The organism is Pseudomonas sp. PDNC002 (assembly GCF_016919445.1).
In the GTDB taxonomy this organism is placed as follows: domain Bacteria; phylum Pseudomonadota; class Gammaproteobacteria; order Pseudomonadales; family Pseudomonadaceae; genus Pseudomonas.
The window spans coordinates 340,182-356,266 of the sequence record NZ_CP070356.1 but is presented as its reverse complement, the minus strand read 5'-3'; the positions used below and the strand labels follow the sequence as shown (position 1 = coordinate 356,266).

The window sequence follows — 16,085 nt, the reverse complement described above, 5'->3', positions numbered from 1 at the left end:
AGGCCACCGCGAGGTGGCCTTTGCATTTCTGCGCTGGAAATCGCGTTCGGCGGGATCGGTGGCAGGCTCTTGTGGATGAGCGGCACGATTGCTTGCGCGTCTTCCGAACACCCCGTCCGATCATGGTTTGCCGGAGGAATTTTCCCTGGAAACTCCCGGAACCGGTCTGGCTGACCTTGCCGTGAATGGCCCTGCACTCTTGCAGAACGACCCATCACCGGCGAGGCGTTACGCATGGACAGCCGCTTGCGGGGCAAGGGATTCACCTTGATCGAGCTGCTGGTTTCGCTCGTCATTCTTTCCATCGGCCTGCTCGGGTTGGCGGGGTTGCAGAACGTCGGCATCGCCGCCAACTACAGCTCGCTGCAGCGCTCCCAGGCCTCCTGGCTGGCCAGCGAGATGGCCGAACTGCTGCGCGCCAATCCCGTTGCCGCGCGTGCCGGTTCCTATGACACAGGCTTCAGCGCAACGGCTGGCGGATGCCCGTCGCTGTCCGGCTCGACACGCGCCCAGCTCGACCTCAGCCAATGGCTTGGCAGCGTCTGCGAAGCGCTTGGCGGAACGGGCAGCGGATCGGTGCGGGTGGTGCGCAACGGCGACTTGTACAGCGCGATCATTGCCGTGCGCTGGGACGATGGTCGTGCCCGTCGACGCCTGACTGACAGCGGCGAGTCATGGGAAATCTTCACTTTTCACGCGGGACTGTGACATGCGCCCGTCCGCGCAGCACGGCATCTCGCTGGTGGAATTGCTGATCGCGATGGCGCTCAGCCTCGTACTGCTGGTTGGCGTCATCCATGTCGTGCTCGCCAGCAAGCGCAGCTATCAGTCCGCCGTTGCCTTGTCCGAACTGCAGGAGGGCGGGCGCTTCGCCTTGGAGAGCATCGGGCAGGACTTGCGCAACGCCGGCTTCATCGGCGCCTGTTCCGGCGGCCTGGTGAATGCCAGCGGTTCCGCCAGTGCGCAGTACGCGCTGGAGAAATCGGGCGTGGAAGGATTCGGCAGTGGCATGCCGACACCGGCCTGGGTGCCCTCCGGGCGCGTAGCGAATACCGATGCCCTGCTGCTGCGGTACGCCACCGAGCCCGCGCTCGAAGCACGCGCGATCGCCGGCAGTACCTTGGCGCTCGCAGCAGGTGGCGCGGCGTCGGGCGCCTATTACCTGATCTCCGATCAGCAGTCGTGCCTGTTGGTGCGTAACACGGGAAGCGCGACGGCGCTGGTCGCGGACCGCTCGCTGGAGCGTTTCCTCCCGCCTGCGACCCGTGCCTATCCCTACCGCTACCTCATTTACTGGATTGGCCGTGGCGTGGATGGCAATCCCGGATTGTTCGTCACCGACAACAGCGAGAACAGCGGGGTCGCGCAAACCAGCGAACTGGTTTCCGGCGTTGCCGGCCTGAGCCTGCGCTATGGCGTGGCCGCGGGCGACGCAAGCGTGGTCACCGCCTACAAGGCCGCGCGGGAAATGTCCGCTGGTGAATGGCGCACGGTGCGCACGGTGCGCGTCAATCTCCTGCTGCAGAGTCAGGCGCGAGGTGTCGACGAGGTTCCGACGAGCCTGGTCTTTGACGGGCGGACGCTGCCGCTGGACGCGGAGCGCCGGCTGCGCCGTGCGATGGGCAGCACAACGGCGCTACGCAATGTCGCGCCATGAAGAGGGTCATGACGATGCGTAATCAGTCCCAGGGCGGCGCGGTGCTGCTGGTCTCGTTGGTCATGCTGTTGCTGCTGACGATCGTTGGTCTTGCAGGCTTGCGCATGGCGCAGTTGGAGGAACGCATGGCCGGCAACCTGCGTGATCGGCAGGTGGCGTTCCAGGGCGCGGAAGCGGCGTTGCGGGCCGGGGAACTGGCTGGCCAGGAGGTCTACCGGCGAATGGGCGCCGACATTGCCGCCTACGATGTCGGCGCGGAGATCGAGTGGAGCGATCCGGTCGCCGATGCCGTGCCGCCGGCACGCAAGCCGGCCTATCGACTGAAGTTTCTGCGTGCGCTGAACAGCGAGGGGCTGGAGGTCGGCAAGGGCCTTTCGACCTACGGCGTGGCCATCGAGGTGAGTGCGGTCGGCTACGGCCAACGTCGCCAGCCTTCGGGCGAGCCGGTTTCGCACGCGAAACTGGGCGGCATCTTCGTGATTCGCTGAGGACGCCGGGAGGTGGCGATGGAATGTGGGTGGCTCTGCACCGGGATGATATTGCTGGTACTCGCTTGCCCGGCAGAAGCCGGCCCGGTCAGCCAGACGCCGTTGCAGATCGGCAGCGGCGCTCCCGGCAACCTGGTGGTGCTGCCTTCGACTGCGCACGCGGCGACTGCGGCGGCAGCCAATCCGGCCACGGTCTACGCCCCGGGAGAGGCCTACATCGGCTATTTCGACGCGGAGAAGTGCTATGCCTTCCGCCCGGCGGAACGCTACTTTCAGCCGTCCGGGGCGGCAGTCGGACATGCCTGTTCGCGCGCCTGGAGCGGCAATTTTCTCAATTGGGCCAGCGCGCAGGCCGTCGATGTCTTTCGCGCCGTGATGACTGGCGGCGATCGACTGATCGACAGTGCCGACACCACGGTGTTGCAGAAGGGCAGGAACCTGGCGAGCGACGCATCCTTCCCCGACCGCGGCGTGCCTGCCGAACACGTCGGGGGCGCGACGCCATACAGTGGTTTCCCGCTGTACATCCGCATCGCAGGGCAGGACCGCAGCCTGTTGCTCAGCCGCAGTCCGGAGTTTCCCGGGGAGCCGCAGGACTTCGAGCCTGGTGCGCTGCTGGAGCCGCCAAGGAGCTACCGGATACCCGTGCGAGTGCAGGTCTGTGTCGACGGGCAACTCGAGGACAACTGCCAGCGCTACGGTGCGCACTTCAAGCCCGAAGGGCTGCTGCAGCAGTTTTCGGAGGGGCTGCGATTCAGCGTTTTCGGACGCTCCAGCAGCGCCGCCGAGGCGCTTGCCGCACTGCGTGTGCCGCAGAAATTCGTCGGGCCGCAGCTGGATGATGGTCGAGTTAACCCGGAGGCGGAGTGGTCGCCACGCACGGGCGTCTTCGTGGACCGATTCTTTGCCGAAGCGCCCGACGCCACGGGTCGGGGCGGTGGTGCCATCAACTACCTGAACCGCTTCGACGAGATTCAGCCGCGGACGTTCGACGATGTTGGCGAGCTGTTCCATGCCGCCACGCGCTACCTCGGAAGCCAGGAAAGCGGACACGTGGACCCGCTGATCTATGCCTGCCAGCGCAATGCAATTCTTGGTGTGGGCAGCGATGGATCGGGGAACGTGGGTGAATCGCTCGCCGGCCTCGCCGCCGATGACCCCCGTGTGGACTTGAAGCGCGCCGCGCAACGCGTGGCGATTCTCGAGGGAGCGTCACGTTCCGGGGCGGCCCTTGCTCTCGCAGGCCTTGCGTATGACACCCATGTGGGCGATCTGCGTCCCGAGCTGCCGGGCCGGCAGAGTGCGTCCACTTACTGGCTGGCCTCACCGGGCTACGCGCCGCACGTCGATGACGCGCTCTGGCTGGCGACGAAGTACGGCGGATTCCTGGCGCCACAGGACTATCGTGACGAGCACGTCGCGCCGCTGGCCGAGTCCTGGTGGAAAGGACCGGCAGGTCGTCCCGCCAATCTCTTCCTGCTTTCCGCGCCCCAAGCGTTGCGCGCAGAACTGAAGCAGGCCTTCGCACATGCGGCCAATGCTGAACGGGAGAGCATCGGCAACCTCAGCCATGGCGGTGGAGCCGGCGAGCTTTTCAGTGCGGCGCTGGAGCCGAAGTTCTGGAGCGGCGACCTGTCGCTCTGGCGCGATCAGCAGCTCGTGTGGTCCGCCGCCGAAGGGCTGGACCGCCTGACGGAGGCTCAACTGACATCGCGCAACATCCTCACCGTGCGGCCCGTGCAGAGCGAGGGTGCGGCGGTCGCACGGCAAGGTGTGCCATTCATCTGGAGCGCCCTCGACGACGAGCAACGTCGCAGGCTGGGTGTCGAACCGACCGATGGCCCGGCGTTGCTGGCTTTCCTGCGGGGCTCGAGGGCACTGGAGCGCAATGGGCTGGACGGCACCCTGCCGTATCGTCAGCGGCGCGGTCGGCTGGGCGACATCGTGAATTCCCGGCCCGTCCATTCGTGGCATGACGCCCAGCCCTATGGCTCGTTGTCGCTGGCGCTGGGCGAGGGACGAACGCTGGGAAGCACCTACCGGGAGTTCCTCGACAGCGCCACCTACCGCGAGCGGACACCACTGGTGGCCGTGGGCGCCAACGACGGCATGTTGCATGGCTTCGATGCCAGCGATGGCAGGGAGTTGTTCGCCTATGTGCCGGCGGCCATCTTCGCTCATCTGCGCGAGCTGGCCGATCCGGGCTATGCCCATCGTTTCTACGTGGATGGGTCGCCCAGCGTCGGCAATGCGTGGGTTGCCGGGCAGTGGCGGACCTTGCTGGTGGGAAGCACTGGCGCTGGCGGGCGGAGCGTGTTCGCGCTGGACGTCACCAATCCGCAGGCCGTGCAGCCCGGCAGCGTGCTGTGGGAGTTCACTCACCCGGACCTCGGTTACACGCTTGGCCGCCCGGCGTTGGTCGCGCTGGGTTCGGGACGCTTCGTGGTGATCGTTTCCTCCGGGGCTCGGGAGCCTGAAGGGCAGGGCGGGGACATCTGGCTGCTCGATGCGGCGGATGGCCGCCTGCTCAAACGCATCAGCCTGCCCGGCGCCGGAGACCTGGGGGCCGTGACGGCGATCAGCAGCGTCGGCGACGTGACCGCCAATCGGCTCTACGTGGGCGATAGCCGCGGCAATCTCTGGCGCGTGGACCTGGCCGGTGAGGACGGGCGTGACTCAGTGATCCCCTCTTCGCTGGCAGGCAAACCACTGTTCCGCGCGCAGGCACCGAGAGGGGCGGCGCAGGGTATTTCCGCACCCGTGGCCGCGGCGCTGGATCGAAACGGGCAGGTTCGGCTGATCGTTGGCACCGGGCGTCTCTATCGGGTCGGCGACAGTGAGCCGCCGCTGCGCCAGGAGGTGGAGAGCCTCTACGGCGTGCTGGACGAGGGCCGCCCCATCGCCGGACGTTCGCAGCTTCAAGCGCCGCGCCAGGGCCCGTCGTCCAGCCCGCCGGGCAGCGGCAGCCACGGCTGGTACCTCGACTTGCCCGCCGACGGCACGCGGGTGATCGAACAGCCACAGCTGCGCGATGGGCAGTTCGCGCTGTTCAACCTGCTCAGGCCGGGCGACGACCCTTGTGGCGATCCTTTCCTGCACCGCTCCATCGCACTGGATTTGGACGATGGCGGCGCCCTGAATGCCCCTCTGGCGGACCTGGCGGGCGATAGCGAGAGTGATCAAGGGAGCGGCGCACTGGTGCGCTCCGATGGGAACGGCGACCTGCGCGTTTCAACCCTCGATCGGGAAGGGCGTCCGCAGGTACGAACGGTCGAGCTGCCCCATGGCAGCGAACGCAGGGGCTGGTGGGAGTCACGCTGAGATGAAACGGTGCAGTGAACGCAGTGACGGTTTCACGTTGGTGGAACTGCTGGTCGGCGTGGCGTTGATCGGCATCCTGGCGAGCGTTGCCTTGCCGGTTTACCAGGAGCACATCCAGCGAGTACGACGCACGGACGCGGAGAAGTCGCTGATGGAGCTGGCCCAATATCTGGAGCGCTTCTACACGAGCCGAGGTTCGTACGTCGGCGCAGTGCTGCCGTTCACCATCGCGCCACGTGACGGCGCGCCGGTGCAGTATCGATTGAGCTTCGCCAAAGCGCCCGAGGACTCGAGTTATGTCCTCCAGGCCGTGCCGGAGGGGGCGATGGCGCGGGACGGCTGCGGGGTACTGACACTGGCCAGCAGCGGGCTCCGTGGCGCGGCCGCGGAGCACTGCTGGTAGTCGCGGGTCAGGTTGGCGTGCGATCCACCCATTTCGGCGCGGCCAGGGGCTTCCAGGCGGCGAGGGCCTCGATCAGCGCAGCCGGCGAGTCGGCTCGCTGCAGCATGTCGCGGTGCGGCTGGCGGACGAAGCGCTCCTGCACCAGATGGTCGAGGAAGGTCAGCAGCGGGTCGAAGAAGCCGTTCACCTCCAGCAGGCCCAGTGGCTTGCCGTGGTAGCCAAGCTGGCCCCAGGTCCAGACCTCGAACAGTTCCTCCAGGGTGCCCAGGCCGCCGGGCAGGGCGATGAAGGCATCGCTCAGTTCGGCCATGCGTGCCTTGCGCGCATGCATGCCATCCACCACTTCCAGGCGGGTGAGGCCGTGGTGGCCGACTTCGGCATCCTTCAGGCTCTGCGGGATGATGCCGATGACTTCGCCGCCGGCGGCCAGCGCCGCGTTGGCGACCATACCCATCAGGCCGACGGCGCCACCGCCATAGACCAGTTGGATGCCGTTTTCGGCGAGATAGCGGCCCAGGGCTTCGGCTGTTTCCTGGTAGATCGGGGTGGCGCCGGGGCTGGCACCGCAGAACACGCAGATGGAACGCAAGGTCATGGATCACTCCTCGTTTTGCAGGCCGTCAGGGTAGCGGCAGTCCGAGCAGCGACCAAGTCCGAAAAGTCCTACTCCAATTCCACCAGCCCGCAGCCTCCGGCGCACGACGCCAGGGCGTAGCATGCCAGCAGTTTTTGTAACAACGGGTACCGATTCATGGCGCGAACTCCTGTTGGGCCGGGGTGTGGCGTCTATGCTAGGCGGGGTGCGCTGATCTGCCTCGTTGAAGATGTGGATCGGCCTGATAGACAGTTCCAGGCTTCGCCCGTGGCCATTCGCCAGTGGGCTGTTGATTTGGATCAGGGGAACCGGATCGCCGATCCGGCAGTCTTCCCTTTTAGGATTCTCCGCCCAACCTGCCTAGGAGGCTTGTATGTTCCGTAAACTCGCTGCTGTATCCCTGCTTGGCCTGTTCAGTGCCCCGCTACTGGCCGCCGAATGCTCCGTGGATATCCAGGGCAACGACCAGATGCAGTTCAGCACCAACGCCATCAGCGTCGACAAGAGCTGCAAGACCTTCACCGTCAATCTGTCCCACCCGGGCAGCCTGCCGAAGAACGTCATGGGCCATAACTGGGTGCTGACCACCGCCGCCGACATGCAGGGCGTGGTGACCGATGGCATGGCCGCCGGTCTGGACAAGAACTACGTGAAGGATGGCGACACCCGCGTAATCGCCCACACCAAGATCATCGGTTCCGGCGAGAAGGACTCGGTGACCTTCGATGTTTCCAAGCTGAAGGAAGGCGAGCAGTACACCTTCTTCTGCTCCTTCCCGGGCCACTCGGCCATGATGAAGGGCACCCTGTCCCTGAAATGATCCGGGCTTCCTGAGAAAGGGAAAACCGGTACACGAAAAGCCCGACCCATGGTCGGGCTTTTCATTTCACGCTTTTTATTTCACGAAAGGGCGCTAGGGTGTTCCTGCTTGAAATCGCAACGGGGGACCCATGTACCACGGTGAACGCTTCAACGCCTGGACCCATCTGATCGGCGCAGTGCTGGCGCTGGTGGGCGGCATCTGGCTGCTGGTGGCCACCAGCCTGGTCGGTGAGCCACTGCGCATCGTCAGCGTGGCGGTGTATGGCACGACGCTGACCATGCTCTACAGCATCTCGACGCTCTACCACAGCGTGCAGGGGCGGGCGAAAGTCATCCTGCGCAAGCTCGACCACCTGTCGATCTACCTGCTGATCGCCGGCAGCTACACGCCGTTCTGTCTGGTGACGCTCAAAGGGCCCTGGGGCTGGACGCTGTTCGGCATCGTCTGGTCAATGGCGGTGATCGGTATGCTGCAGGAAATCAAGCCGCGCTCCGAGGCGCGGGTGCTGTCGATCATCATCTACGCGGTGATGGGCTGGATCGTGCTGATCGCCATCGGCCCGCTGTACCGCGCGCTGGGCGGCGCGGGCTTCGCCTGGCTGGTGGGCGGTGGCGCCTTCTACACCATCGGCATCATCTTCTTCGCCTATGACAGCCGCTTCCGCCACTGGCACGGCATCTGGCACCTGTTCGTGATCGCCGGCAGCCTGCTGCACTTCATCGCCATCTGGCGCTACGTCATTCCCCAGCATTGAGCCGGGCGGCGCGGGATCGCTCCCGCGCCGCTGGTTGCAGACTGCTTACGGCGCGGTCGGCAGGGCGCGCTTGTGGCGGGTCTTCTCGAAGGTGCGGACGATGATGTCGAAGGCCTCCTGGCTGACCTCCTGGCCGTGCAGGAAGGCGTCGATTTCCTTGTAGGTCACGCCGTGGGAATGCTCGTCCGGCTTGCCGGGGGCGAGGTCCTCGAGGTCCGCCGTCGGCACCTTCTCCACCAGATGCTCCGGCGCGCCCAGGCTGCGGGCGATGCTGCGCACCTGGTTCTTCACCAGGCCGGTGAGCGGGGCGAGGTCGCAGGCGCCGTCGCCGAACTTGGTGAAGAAGCCCATCACCGCCTCGGCGGCGTGGTCGGTGCCGACCACCAGGCCGGCGCGGGCGTTGGCGATGGTGTACTGGGCGACCATGCGAATGCGCGCCTTGGTGTTGCCCAGGGCGAAGTCGCGGGTGGCTGGCGCCAGGCCTTCCAGCGCCTGGGTTTCGGCTGCCAGCGCCTGCACCGATGGGCCGATGTTCACGGTGTGGCGTTCGTCGGGGGCGATACAGTCCACCGAGTCCTGGGCGTCCTGCTCGTCGCCCTGGACGTTGTAGGGCAGGCGCACGGCGAGGAAGCGGTAGTCCTGGTTGCCGGTCTCGGCGCGCAGGCCCTCCACGGCGCGCTGGCAGAGCATGCCGGCGGTAAGCGAGTCGACGCCGCCGCTGATGCCCAGCACCAGGGTCTTCATCCCCGAACCCTTCAGGCAGTCCTGGATGAAGCGAATGCGCCGCTGGATCTCGGCCTGCAGCTCGGCGTCGGACTGGAAGGGCGGCTGCACGTTGAGTTCTCTGGCGATGGCGGCCTGTCTGTCTTTCATCTGATGGGCTCCTGGTCGGATGCGAAAAGGGTTACACCGGCACCTTGAACACATGGCGCAGGTAGGCGACGAAGTTCTCGTCGCGGCATTGGGTCTTGCCCGGGGTGTCGGAAATCTTCGCCACGGGGTGGCCGTTGCAGGCCGTCATCTTGATCACGATGTTCATCGGTTCCACGCCCGGAATGTCGCAGGTCAGGTTGGTACCGATGCCGAAACTGACGTTGATCTTGCCACGCAATGCACGGAAGAGCTGCAACGCCTTGGGCAGATCGAGGCCATCGGAGAACACCAGGGTCTTGGTCATCGGGTCGATCCCCAGGCGGCGGTAGTGGGCGATGGCCTTCTCGGCCCAGACCAGCGGATCGCCCGAATCGTGGCGCAGGCCATCGAAGAGCTTGGCGAAGTACAGGTCGAAGTCGCTGAGGAAGGCGTCCATGGTAATGCAGTCGGTCAGCGCGATGCCCAACTGGCCGCGGTACTCGCGCACCCAGCAGTCCAGCGCGGCGATCTGGCTGTCGATCAGCCGTGGGCCGAGCTGCTGGTGCGCCATCAGCCATTCGTGGGCCATGGTGCCGATGGGCTTCACGTCGAATTCGCGGGCCAGGTGCACGTTGCTGGTGCCGACGAAGCGGCCGGGGAAGTCGCGTTTCAAGATGTGCACGACTTCTTCCTGGGTGCGGTAGGAGAAGCGCCGGCGGGTGCCGAAGTCGGCGACCTGAAATTCCGTCAGTTCGTCCGCGCTGGCGTTGCCGGCGAGCCAGTCGAGCTTGCGGTAGAGCTGCTCGCCGACCTGCTCCAGCACCACTTCACGGTAGCGGTAGCGGTTGCGCACCTCGCTGACGATGGCCAGCAGCGGTACCTCGAAGAGGATCACGTGCAGCCATGGCCCGCGCAGGCGGATGGCCAGTTGGCCATCCTCGATGCTGGTGTGCACGTAGCGCAGGTTGAAGCGGAACAGGCTGAGGAAGCGGATGAAGTCCGGCTTGATGAACGGGATGCGTTCGAGGAAGGCCAGTTGGTCCGGCGTGGCCTCCAGTTCGGCCAGGCGCTCGATCTGGTAGCGGATTTCCGCCAGGTACGGGCGCAGATCCTCGGCGTTGCGGCAGCGGAACTCCCACTCCACTTCGGCGTTGGGGTAGTTGTGCAGCACCGCCTGCATCATCGTCAGTTTGTAGAAGTCGGTGTCCAGCAGGTTCTGCACGATGCTCTCGGCAAATACGCTCTCGGCCATGATCAGTTCTCCCTGATGCCCATGAGGGCCTCGTCCAGCTCGTTCTCGTCCGCGCAGAGGATCACTCCGGCGTCGCGCATCTCGGTGCAGGCGGTCTTGGCGGTTTCCTCCGCGATGGCCCGGCAGGCCGGCAGGTACAGCAGCACCTGGAAGCCGGCGCGGCGCAGTTGCAGCGCGGTGGTCTTCACGCAGTAGTCCAGCGCCAGGCCGCCCACCAGCACGTGGCTGACCGCGTTCTGCCGCAGGTATTCGATGGCCCCGGTGCTGCGTCGTTCCGCCAGGTCGTGGTAGCACGCACCGTAGGGGTGCAGGTCCGGCTCGACGCCCTTCCAGATGAAGAAGTCGTACTCCATCGGCTGCGGCAGTTCGTCCAGCAGTTCGAAGCCCGGCGTGCCCGGCACGCAGTGGCTGACCCAGGTGAGGTCGGCGTTGGGTAGGGACAGCGGTTGCAGCATCTGTGCCGGCTCGCTCACGACCCAGGGCGCTTGCGCGGTGTGCGCATCCTTGCTGCCCAGGCGCAGGCTGGCGCGCTCGGCCAGCAGATTCAGCGCGCCGCCGATGGCATCGCCGCCGGGCACCGGCAGTTCGTTGGGGCAGAGCGGGGTGAAGCCCTTCTGGGCGTCTACGTCGAAGCTGGCGATCAGGTTCATGGGAGCCTCCGCTTGACCGTTGGTGGCCTGTCGTGGCTACATAATTCACGACGTGAAATAAGTCGTCAAGTAAAAAGAACGGAAATGGGTGGCAGTGGAAGATGCTTTCTATGCGTGGTGAAATAAGTCACAGGATTTTCCCGGCGAAAGCCTATTCGAGGAGCTTCGATGAGTACCGCTGAAGTGCTGGCGACCGTGGATATCGTGGCGCTGCGCCTGAATCCCGAGCGCGGGTTGGAGCTGCTGCTGATCCGCCGCGCCCACGGGCCGTTCGAGGGGCAATGGGCATTGCCCGGCGTGCTGATCAACGGCCGTTGCGCGGATCACGGCCTGGACGATGCGGCTTTGCGCGCGTTGCGCGAGAAGGCGCGCGTACAGCCGGCCTACATGGAGCAGGTGGCCACGGTCGGCAACGCAGTGCGCGACCCGCGCGGCTGGTCGCTGAGCGTGTTCTATCTCGTGCTGGTGGCGCCGGAGACCGAACTGGCCGCCGACGATCTCGACTTCGTGCCGCTCGACGCCGTGCGCGGCGAGCGCCTGGCCTTGCCCTTCGACCATGCCCATCTGGTGCAGCAGGCCTGTGAGCGGCTGGCCAGCAAGTCGGTGTACAGCGCATTGCCGCTGCACCTGTTGCCGGAGCGTTTTACCGTGGCGGAAGCGCTGAAGGCGTTCGAGCTATCCATCGGCGAGGAGGTCCAGCATTCCAGTCTTCGCGGGCGCCTGGAGCGGATGAAGGCGGCGGGCTGGGTGGAAGACACCGGCGAGCGCCACCAGCCGCCAATGGGGCGGCCGCAGCATGTGCTGCGCTTTACGCCGCAGGGGGATGGGGCGTTTGTGTTTGATCGGAGTTTGTTGGTCTGACGCTCCGGCGCTCGGGCATTCCCCCTCACCCCAGCCCTCTCCCGGAGGGAGAGGGAGCCGTCTGTGCCAGTGAGAGCAGTGGTGTACGCCTGCACCGATCAGTCCCCTCTCCCTTTGGAGCGGGGCGCGCAGCCAGGGTTAGGGTGAGGGGCTCTTGGCGCCGCGCTGAACTCACCCCTCCATCCGCTCCCCAATCCACTCCACGAACGCCCTGACCTTGGGCACCGCCGCCGCATGCTCGGGGTACGCCAGGTAGTAGCCGCTGCGGCTTGCCAGCCCGTGCTCCCAGGCGATCACCAGCTTGCCCTCGCTCAGTTCTTCCTCCACCAGGAAGCGCGGCAACAGCGCCACGCCGCAACCGGCCTGGGCGGCGCGGATGCACATGTAGAAAGTGTCGAAACGCGGTCCGTGGTAGCTGTGCTCGCTGTGCTGGCCGAGGCTCAGGAACCACTCGTGCCAGGCCTCCTGGCGCGTGGCGTTCTGCAGCAGGACCAGATCGGCCAGTTGCGTCGGCTCGCTCAGCGGCTGCGCTGGCAGGATCGCCGGGGAGCACACCGGCACCATCTCCTCGCCGAACAGCGCCACGCATTCCGCGCCGGGCAGGGTGCCGGCGCCGAAGAAGAAGGCGATGTCGCAGCGCGATTGCAGCAGGTCGCCGGGTTCCAGTTCCTGGCGGAGGTCCAAGTGGATGTTCGGGTGGCGATGGCGCCAGCCGTTCAGCCGCGGGATCAGCCAGCGCGCGCCGAAGGTCGGCGGCGTCGCCACGCGCAGTACTTCGGTTTCGCCGCCGTAGGACAGCAGGTAGTGGGTGGACATCTCGACCTGGGTGAGGATCTTGCGCACTTCCACCAGGTACAGGTCTCCCGCAGGCGTCAGTTGCAAGCGGCGGCGTACGCGGCGGAACAGCAGGTGCTGGAGCATTTCTTCCAGCTGCGCCACCTGCTTGCTGACTGCGCTCTGGGTCAGGTTCAGCTCTTCGGAGGCGCGGGTGAAACTCAGGTGCCGCGCCACCGCTTCGAAGCATTGCAGGGCGGTCATGGACGGCAGGTGGCGTTTGCTCAGCATGGTGGGCAGTTCATGAATTTACGGAATGATGTGCATAGGAAACGTCGTTTGTTGTGCCCAGGCAAGCCGTTTATTACTGCTGGCATTCCAACTGGTTCTGAACCTATTCAGGAGTCCGCATGATTTCCGCACTGCTCGAATCCCTCGGCGTCGACGCCCGCCTGGTCACCGGTGGCGATCAGGTCATTCACACTCCCATCGACGGCAGCCGTCTGGGCGCGGTGCGCCTGGAAAGCGCCGCCGAGGTGGAGCAGAAGATCGGCCGCGCCGCCCACGCCTTCGAGGCCTGGCGCAAGGTGCCGGCGCCGCGTCGCGGTGAGCTGGTTCGGCTGTTCGGCGAGGAGCTGCGGGCAAGCAAGGCCGCCTTGGGCGAACTGGTGTCCTGGGAGGCCGGCAAGATCACCCAGGAAGGCCTGGGCGAAGTGCAGGAGATGATCGACATCTGCGACTTCGCCGTCGGCCTGTCGCGCCAGCTCTACGGCCTGACCATCGCCTCCGAGCGCCCCGGCCACCACATGCGCGAGACCTGGCATCCGCTGGGCGTGGTCGGGGTGATCAGCGCCTTCAACTTCCCGGTCGCCGTCTGGTCGTGGAACACCGCGCTGGCGCTGGTGTGCGGCAACTCGGTGGTGTGGAAACCGTCGGAGAAAACCCCGCTCACCGCGCTGGCCTGCCAGGCGCTGTTCGAGCGCGCGCTGAAGAAATTTGGTGATGCGCCGGAGCACCTCAGCCAGGTGGTGATTGGTGACCGCAGCGCTGGCGAAGCGCTGGTGGACGACGTGCGCGTCGCCCTGGTCAGCGCCACCGGCAGTACCCGCATGGGCAGCGAAGTCGGCCCGCGCGTGGCGGCTCGCTTCGGCCGCAGCATTCTCGAGCTGGGCGGCAACAACGCGATGATCCTGGCGCCCAGCGCCGACCTCGACATGGCCGTGCGTGCCGTGCTGTTCAGCGCCGTCGGCACTGCAGGGCAGCGTTGCACCACCTTGCGCCGGCTGATCGCCCACGAGTCGGTGAAGGACGAGTTCGTCAGCCGCCTGAAGACTGCGTATTCCAAGGTGCGCATTGGCCATCCGCTGGAAGGCAATCTGATCGGCCCGCTGATCGATGAGCGCAGCTTCCTGGCCATGCAGGGCGCGCTGGAGCAGGCGCGCGGTGAGGGCGGCGTGGTATTCGGCGGCGAACGCCAGCTGGCCGACAAATTCCCCAATGCCTACTACGTATCGCCGGCCATCGTCGAGATGCCTGAGCAGAGCGACGTGGTGCGCAGCGAGACCTTCGCGCCGATCCTCTACGTGGTGCCCTACAAGGACTTCAACGACGCGGTGGCGCTGAACAACGGCGTACCGCAGGGCTTGTCCTCGTGCATCTTCACCACCGATCTGCGCGAGGCGGAAGCCTTCATCTCGGCGGTGGGCAGCGACTGCGGCATCGCCAACGTCAACATCGGCCCCAGCGGCGCGGAGATCGGCGGCGCCTTCGGGGGCGAGAAGGAAACTGGTGGCGGCCGCGAGTCCGGCTCCGACGCCTGGAAGGGCTACATGCGCCGGCAGACCAACACCGTGAACTACTCGCGGGAACTGCCGCTGGCGCAGGGCATAGTCTTCGACTGAGCGTGCCGGGGCGCATGCCCTTGTAGGAGCGAGCTTGCTCGCGAACAAACTCCGCTGCGGGGCCGTTCGCGAGCAAGGACTGGGCGTCCCCCTCGGTCCTGCACAACAACACAGCACCGTAGGGCGAATAACCTGGAGCAGGTTATCCGCCGTTCTGTTGCGGCGGATAACGCTGGCGCGTTATGCGCCCTACGAACTACACAAGAACACAGCTGTACAGAGTCATTCACAAAGGTTCGCGTAGAAGGATCGCTGGATGTCGCTTCGCCAAGAATGTCTGTGGGAATACCTGACACCCGATCGCCCGGAAGCTCCGGAGCTACGCGGGGATCGCAAGGTCGACGTGTGTGTCATCGGCGCCGGCTTCACCGGCCTGTCCGCTGCGCTGCATCTGCTGGAACGGGACCAGACGGTCTGCGTGCTGGAAGCCCACACCACCGGGCACGGTGGCTCCGGGCGCAATGTCGGGCTGGTCAACGCCGGCCTGTGGATTCCCCCGGACGAGATCGAAGCAGGCATGGGCGCGGAAGTCGGCCAGCGAGTCAACCGCATGCTCGGCAACGCGCCCTCGCTGGTGTTCTCTTTGATCGACAAGTACGGCATCGATTGCCAGGCGCGCCGCGAAGGCACCCTGCACATGGCGCACAACGCCCGTGGCCTGGCGGACCTGCGCAGCCGCTGCGAGCAATGGGGTCGCCGCGGCGCTCCGGTAGAACTGCTGACCGGCGCCGACTGCGAGCAGGCCTGTGGCACCGACAAGATCGCCGGCGCGCTGCTGGATCGCCGCGCCGGCACGCTCAACCCGATGGCCTACGTCAGCGGCCTCGCCCGTGCGGTGATGGGCCTGGGCGGCGAGCTGTATCACCATTCCCCGGTGGTCGGCCTGGTGCGCGTCGGCAACGCGTGGAATGTGATCACTGCTGGCGGCGTAGTGACCGCCGAACAGGTGGTGATCGCCTCCAGCGCCTACACCGAAGGCGAGTGGACGCAGCTGCGTCGCACCTTCTTCCCCGGCTACTACTACCAGGTCGCCTCGCGTCCGCTGGAGGGCGCCGAAGCCGCGCGTATCCTGCCGGGCGGGCAGGGCTCCTGGGACACCCGCCAGGTGCTCAGCAGCATTCGCCGCGACGCCGATGGGCGCCTGTTGCTCGGCAGCCTCGGCAAGGGTACTGGCAAGCCGGCGTGGTTCCTGAAGAGTTGGGCGGACCGCATCCAGCAGCACTACTTCCCCAGGCTGGGCAAGGTGGACTGGGAGTTCACCTGGACCGGCTGCATCGACTTCACTCCCGACCACCTCATGCGCCTGTTCGAACCGGCGCCGGGGCTGGTCGCCATGAGCGGCTACAACGGCCGTGGCGTCACCACCGGCACCGTCGTGGGCAAGGCCTTTGCCGACTTCCTGCTGGATGGTGACGCCAGTGCGCTACCGATGCCGCTGCGGCCCATGGAGGAGATTTCCGCCGCCGGCCTGCGCAGTTGCCTGTACGAGGCCGGATTCTCCCTTTACCACGCCGGGCAATGCCTGCGGGTGGTGATCTGAGGCGGGTTCGCTGCGGGAGGGCGCCTCCCGTGGGATAACCCGCCTGCAGCCGCTGCACTTTGGTCTAGCCTCTTATGGTGCGTTACCCCGACGGGTCTGCACCGCGGATGTGCACTTCGGTGACAGCGATGGTTACGGTTGGGGTTGCGCCTGTGGTGGCTGGGAGAGCCAGTCCACGGGAAGGATGGTTGCACCCTTTTTGCTGTCTGGTTGC

General features: G+C 66.1%; 15 protein-coding genes. 10 read left to right on the top strand and 5 right to left on the bottom strand.

Going from position 1 to position 16,085, the window contains the following annotated elements; translation table 11 throughout:
• Positions 1–234: 234 nt before the first annotated feature.
• From pilV to JVX91_RS01730, 5 genes are read left to right on the top strand one after another with little or no spacing between them, the layout of a single operon-like run.
• A complete protein-coding gene (gene pilV / locus JVX91_RS01750; protein ID WP_205337741.1) occupies positions 235–708 on the top strand; it encodes a type IV pilus modification protein PilV in 474 nt (157 codons plus the stop codon).
• Between the two features lies 1 nt (position 709).
• Complete coding sequence (locus JVX91_RS01745) at positions 710–1,657, top strand: PilW family protein (protein WP_205339908.1); 948 nt, start codon at positions 710–712, stop codon at positions 1,655–1,657.
• Between the two features lie 8 nt (positions 1,658–1,665).
• Positions 1,666–2,145 (top strand): PilX N-terminal domain-containing pilus assembly protein, encoded by a 480-nt coding sequence (locus tag JVX91_RS01740; RefSeq protein ID WP_345890269.1) that lies wholly within the window; start codon positions 1,666–1,668, stop codon positions 2,143–2,145.
• A 51-nt stretch (positions 2,146–2,196) separates the two neighbouring features.
• The gene (locus JVX91_RS01735) at positions 2,197–5,466 is read left to right on the top strand and encodes a PilC/PilY family type IV pilus protein (RefSeq protein ID WP_205337739.1); all 3,270 of its coding nucleotides are present in this window, start codon (positions 2,197–2,199) and stop codon (positions 5,464–5,466) included.
• Between the two features lies 1 nt (position 5,467).
• Entirely contained in the window at positions 5,468–5,869 is a 402-nt protein-coding gene (locus tag JVX91_RS01730) for a type IV pilin protein (protein WP_205337738.1), read from the top strand.
• Positions 5,870–5,876: 7 nt separating this feature from the next.
• Here JVX91_RS01730 and JVX91_RS01725 read toward each other — a convergent pair whose 3' ends face one another.
• Positions 5,877–6,464, bottom strand: a complete 588-nt coding sequence (locus JVX91_RS01725) for a TIGR00730 family Rossman fold protein (protein WP_205337737.1) — start codon at positions 6,462–6,464, stop codon at positions 5,877–5,879.
• 373 nt (positions 6,465–6,837) lie between these two features.
• Here JVX91_RS01725 and azu point away from each other — a divergent pair, with 373 nt between their 5' ends.
• Both azu and JVX91_RS01715 read left to right on the top strand, forming a co-directional pair.
• A complete protein-coding gene (azu, locus tag JVX91_RS01720; RefSeq protein ID WP_205337736.1) occupies positions 6,838–7,284 on the top strand; it encodes an azurin in 447 nt (148 codons plus the stop codon).
• A gap of 130 nt (positions 7,285–7,414) precedes the next feature.
• Entirely contained in the window at positions 7,415–8,041 is a 627-nt protein-coding gene (locus tag JVX91_RS01715; RefSeq protein WP_205337735.1) for a hemolysin III family protein, read from the top strand.
• A 45-nt stretch (positions 8,042–8,086) separates the two neighbouring features.
• On the opposite strand, the gene nadE is transcribed toward JVX91_RS01715, so the two are convergent.
• From nadE to JVX91_RS01700, 3 genes are read right to left on the bottom strand one after another with little or no spacing between them, the layout of a single operon-like run.
• Entirely contained in the window at positions 8,087–8,914 is an 828-nt protein-coding gene (gene nadE / locus JVX91_RS01710; RefSeq protein WP_205337734.1) for an ammonia-dependent NAD(+) synthetase, read from the bottom strand.
• A 31-nt stretch (positions 8,915–8,945) separates the two neighbouring features.
• Positions 8,946–10,145, bottom strand: coding sequence for a nicotinate phosphoribosyltransferase (pncB, locus tag JVX91_RS01705; RefSeq protein ID WP_205337733.1), 1,200 nt, complete (start codon positions 10,143–10,145; stop codon positions 8,946–8,948).
• A 2-nt stretch (positions 10,146–10,147) separates the two neighbouring features.
• The gene (locus JVX91_RS01700) at positions 10,148–10,795 is read right to left on the bottom strand and encodes a nicotinamidase (protein ID WP_205337732.1); all 648 of its coding nucleotides are present in this window, start codon (positions 10,793–10,795) and stop codon (positions 10,148–10,150) included.
• Positions 10,796–10,963: 168 nt separating this feature from the next.
• On the opposite strand from JVX91_RS01700, the gene JVX91_RS01695 reads away from it, so the two are divergent.
• Complete coding sequence (locus JVX91_RS01695; RefSeq protein ID WP_205337731.1) at positions 10,964–11,656, top strand: NUDIX domain-containing protein; 693 nt, start codon at positions 10,964–10,966, stop codon at positions 11,654–11,656.
• Between the two features lie 171 nt (positions 11,657–11,827).
• On the opposite strand, the gene JVX91_RS01690 is transcribed toward JVX91_RS01695, so the two are convergent.
• The gene (locus JVX91_RS01690) at positions 11,828–12,721 is read right to left on the bottom strand and encodes a LysR family transcriptional regulator (RefSeq protein WP_205337730.1); all 894 of its coding nucleotides are present in this window, start codon (positions 12,719–12,721) and stop codon (positions 11,828–11,830) included.
• Positions 12,722–12,840: 119 nt separating this feature from the next.
• On the opposite strand from JVX91_RS01690, the gene JVX91_RS01685 reads away from it, so the two are divergent.
• Positions 12,841–14,331: an aldehyde dehydrogenase family protein gene (locus JVX91_RS01685; RefSeq protein WP_205337729.1), complete on the top strand. Its 1,491-nt coding sequence runs from the start codon at positions 12,841–12,843 to the stop codon at positions 14,329–14,331.
• A gap of 256 nt (positions 14,332–14,587) precedes the next feature.
• Positions 14,588–15,871, top strand: a complete 1,284-nt coding sequence (locus JVX91_RS01680) for an FAD-binding oxidoreductase (RefSeq protein ID WP_205337728.1) — start codon at positions 14,588–14,590, stop codon at positions 15,869–15,871.
• Positions 15,872–16,085 lie beyond the last annotated feature (214 nt).

Bases quoted from the DNA above. Each gene is read 5' to 3' on its own strand.
- nadE (WP_205337734.1), bottom strand. From the start codon at position 8,914: ATGAAAGACAGACAGGCCGCCATCGCCAGAGAACTCAACGTGCAGCCG.
- JVX91_RS01740 (WP_345890269.1), top strand. From the start codon at position 1,666: ATGACGATGCGTAATCAGTCCCAGGGCGGCGCGGTGCTGCTGGTCTCG.
- JVX91_RS01700 (WP_205337732.1), bottom strand. From the start codon at position 10,795: ATGAACCTGATCGCCAGCTTCGACGTAGACGCCCAGAAGGGCTTCACC.
- JVX91_RS01685 (WP_205337729.1), top strand. From the start codon at position 12,841: ATGATTTCCGCACTGCTCGAATCCCTCGGCGTCGACGCCCGCCTGGTC.
- JVX91_RS01695 (WP_205337731.1), top strand. From the start codon at position 10,964: ATGAGTACCGCTGAAGTGCTGGCGACCGTGGATATCGTGGCGCTGCGC.
- JVX91_RS01690 (WP_205337730.1), bottom strand. From the start codon at position 12,721: ATGCTGAGCAAACGCCACCTGCCGTCCATGACCGCCCTGCAATGCTTC.
- JVX91_RS01680 (WP_205337728.1), top strand. From the start codon at position 14,588: ATGTCGCTTCGCCAAGAATGTCTGTGGGAATACCTGACACCCGATCGC.
- azu (WP_205337736.1), top strand. From the start codon at position 6,838: ATGTTCCGTAAACTCGCTGCTGTATCCCTGCTTGGCCTGTTCAGTGCC.
- pilV (WP_205337741.1), top strand. From the start codon at position 235: ATGGACAGCCGCTTGCGGGGCAAGGGATTCACCTTGATCGAGCTGCTG.
- JVX91_RS01745 (WP_205339908.1), top strand. From the start codon at position 710: ATGCGCCCGTCCGCGCAGCACGGCATCTCGCTGGTGGAATTGCTGATC.
- JVX91_RS01725 (WP_205337737.1), bottom strand. From the start codon at position 6,464: ATGACCTTGCGTTCCATCTGCGTGTTCTGCGGTGCCAGCCCCGGCGCC.
- JVX91_RS01730 (WP_205337738.1), top strand. From the start codon at position 5,468: ATGAAACGGTGCAGTGAACGCAGTGACGGTTTCACGTTGGTGGAACTG.
- pncB (WP_205337733.1), bottom strand. From the start codon at position 10,145: ATGGCCGAGAGCGTATTTGCCGAGAGCATCGTGCAGAACCTGCTGGAC.
- JVX91_RS01715 (WP_205337735.1), top strand. From the start codon at position 7,415: ATGTACCACGGTGAACGCTTCAACGCCTGGACCCATCTGATCGGCGCA.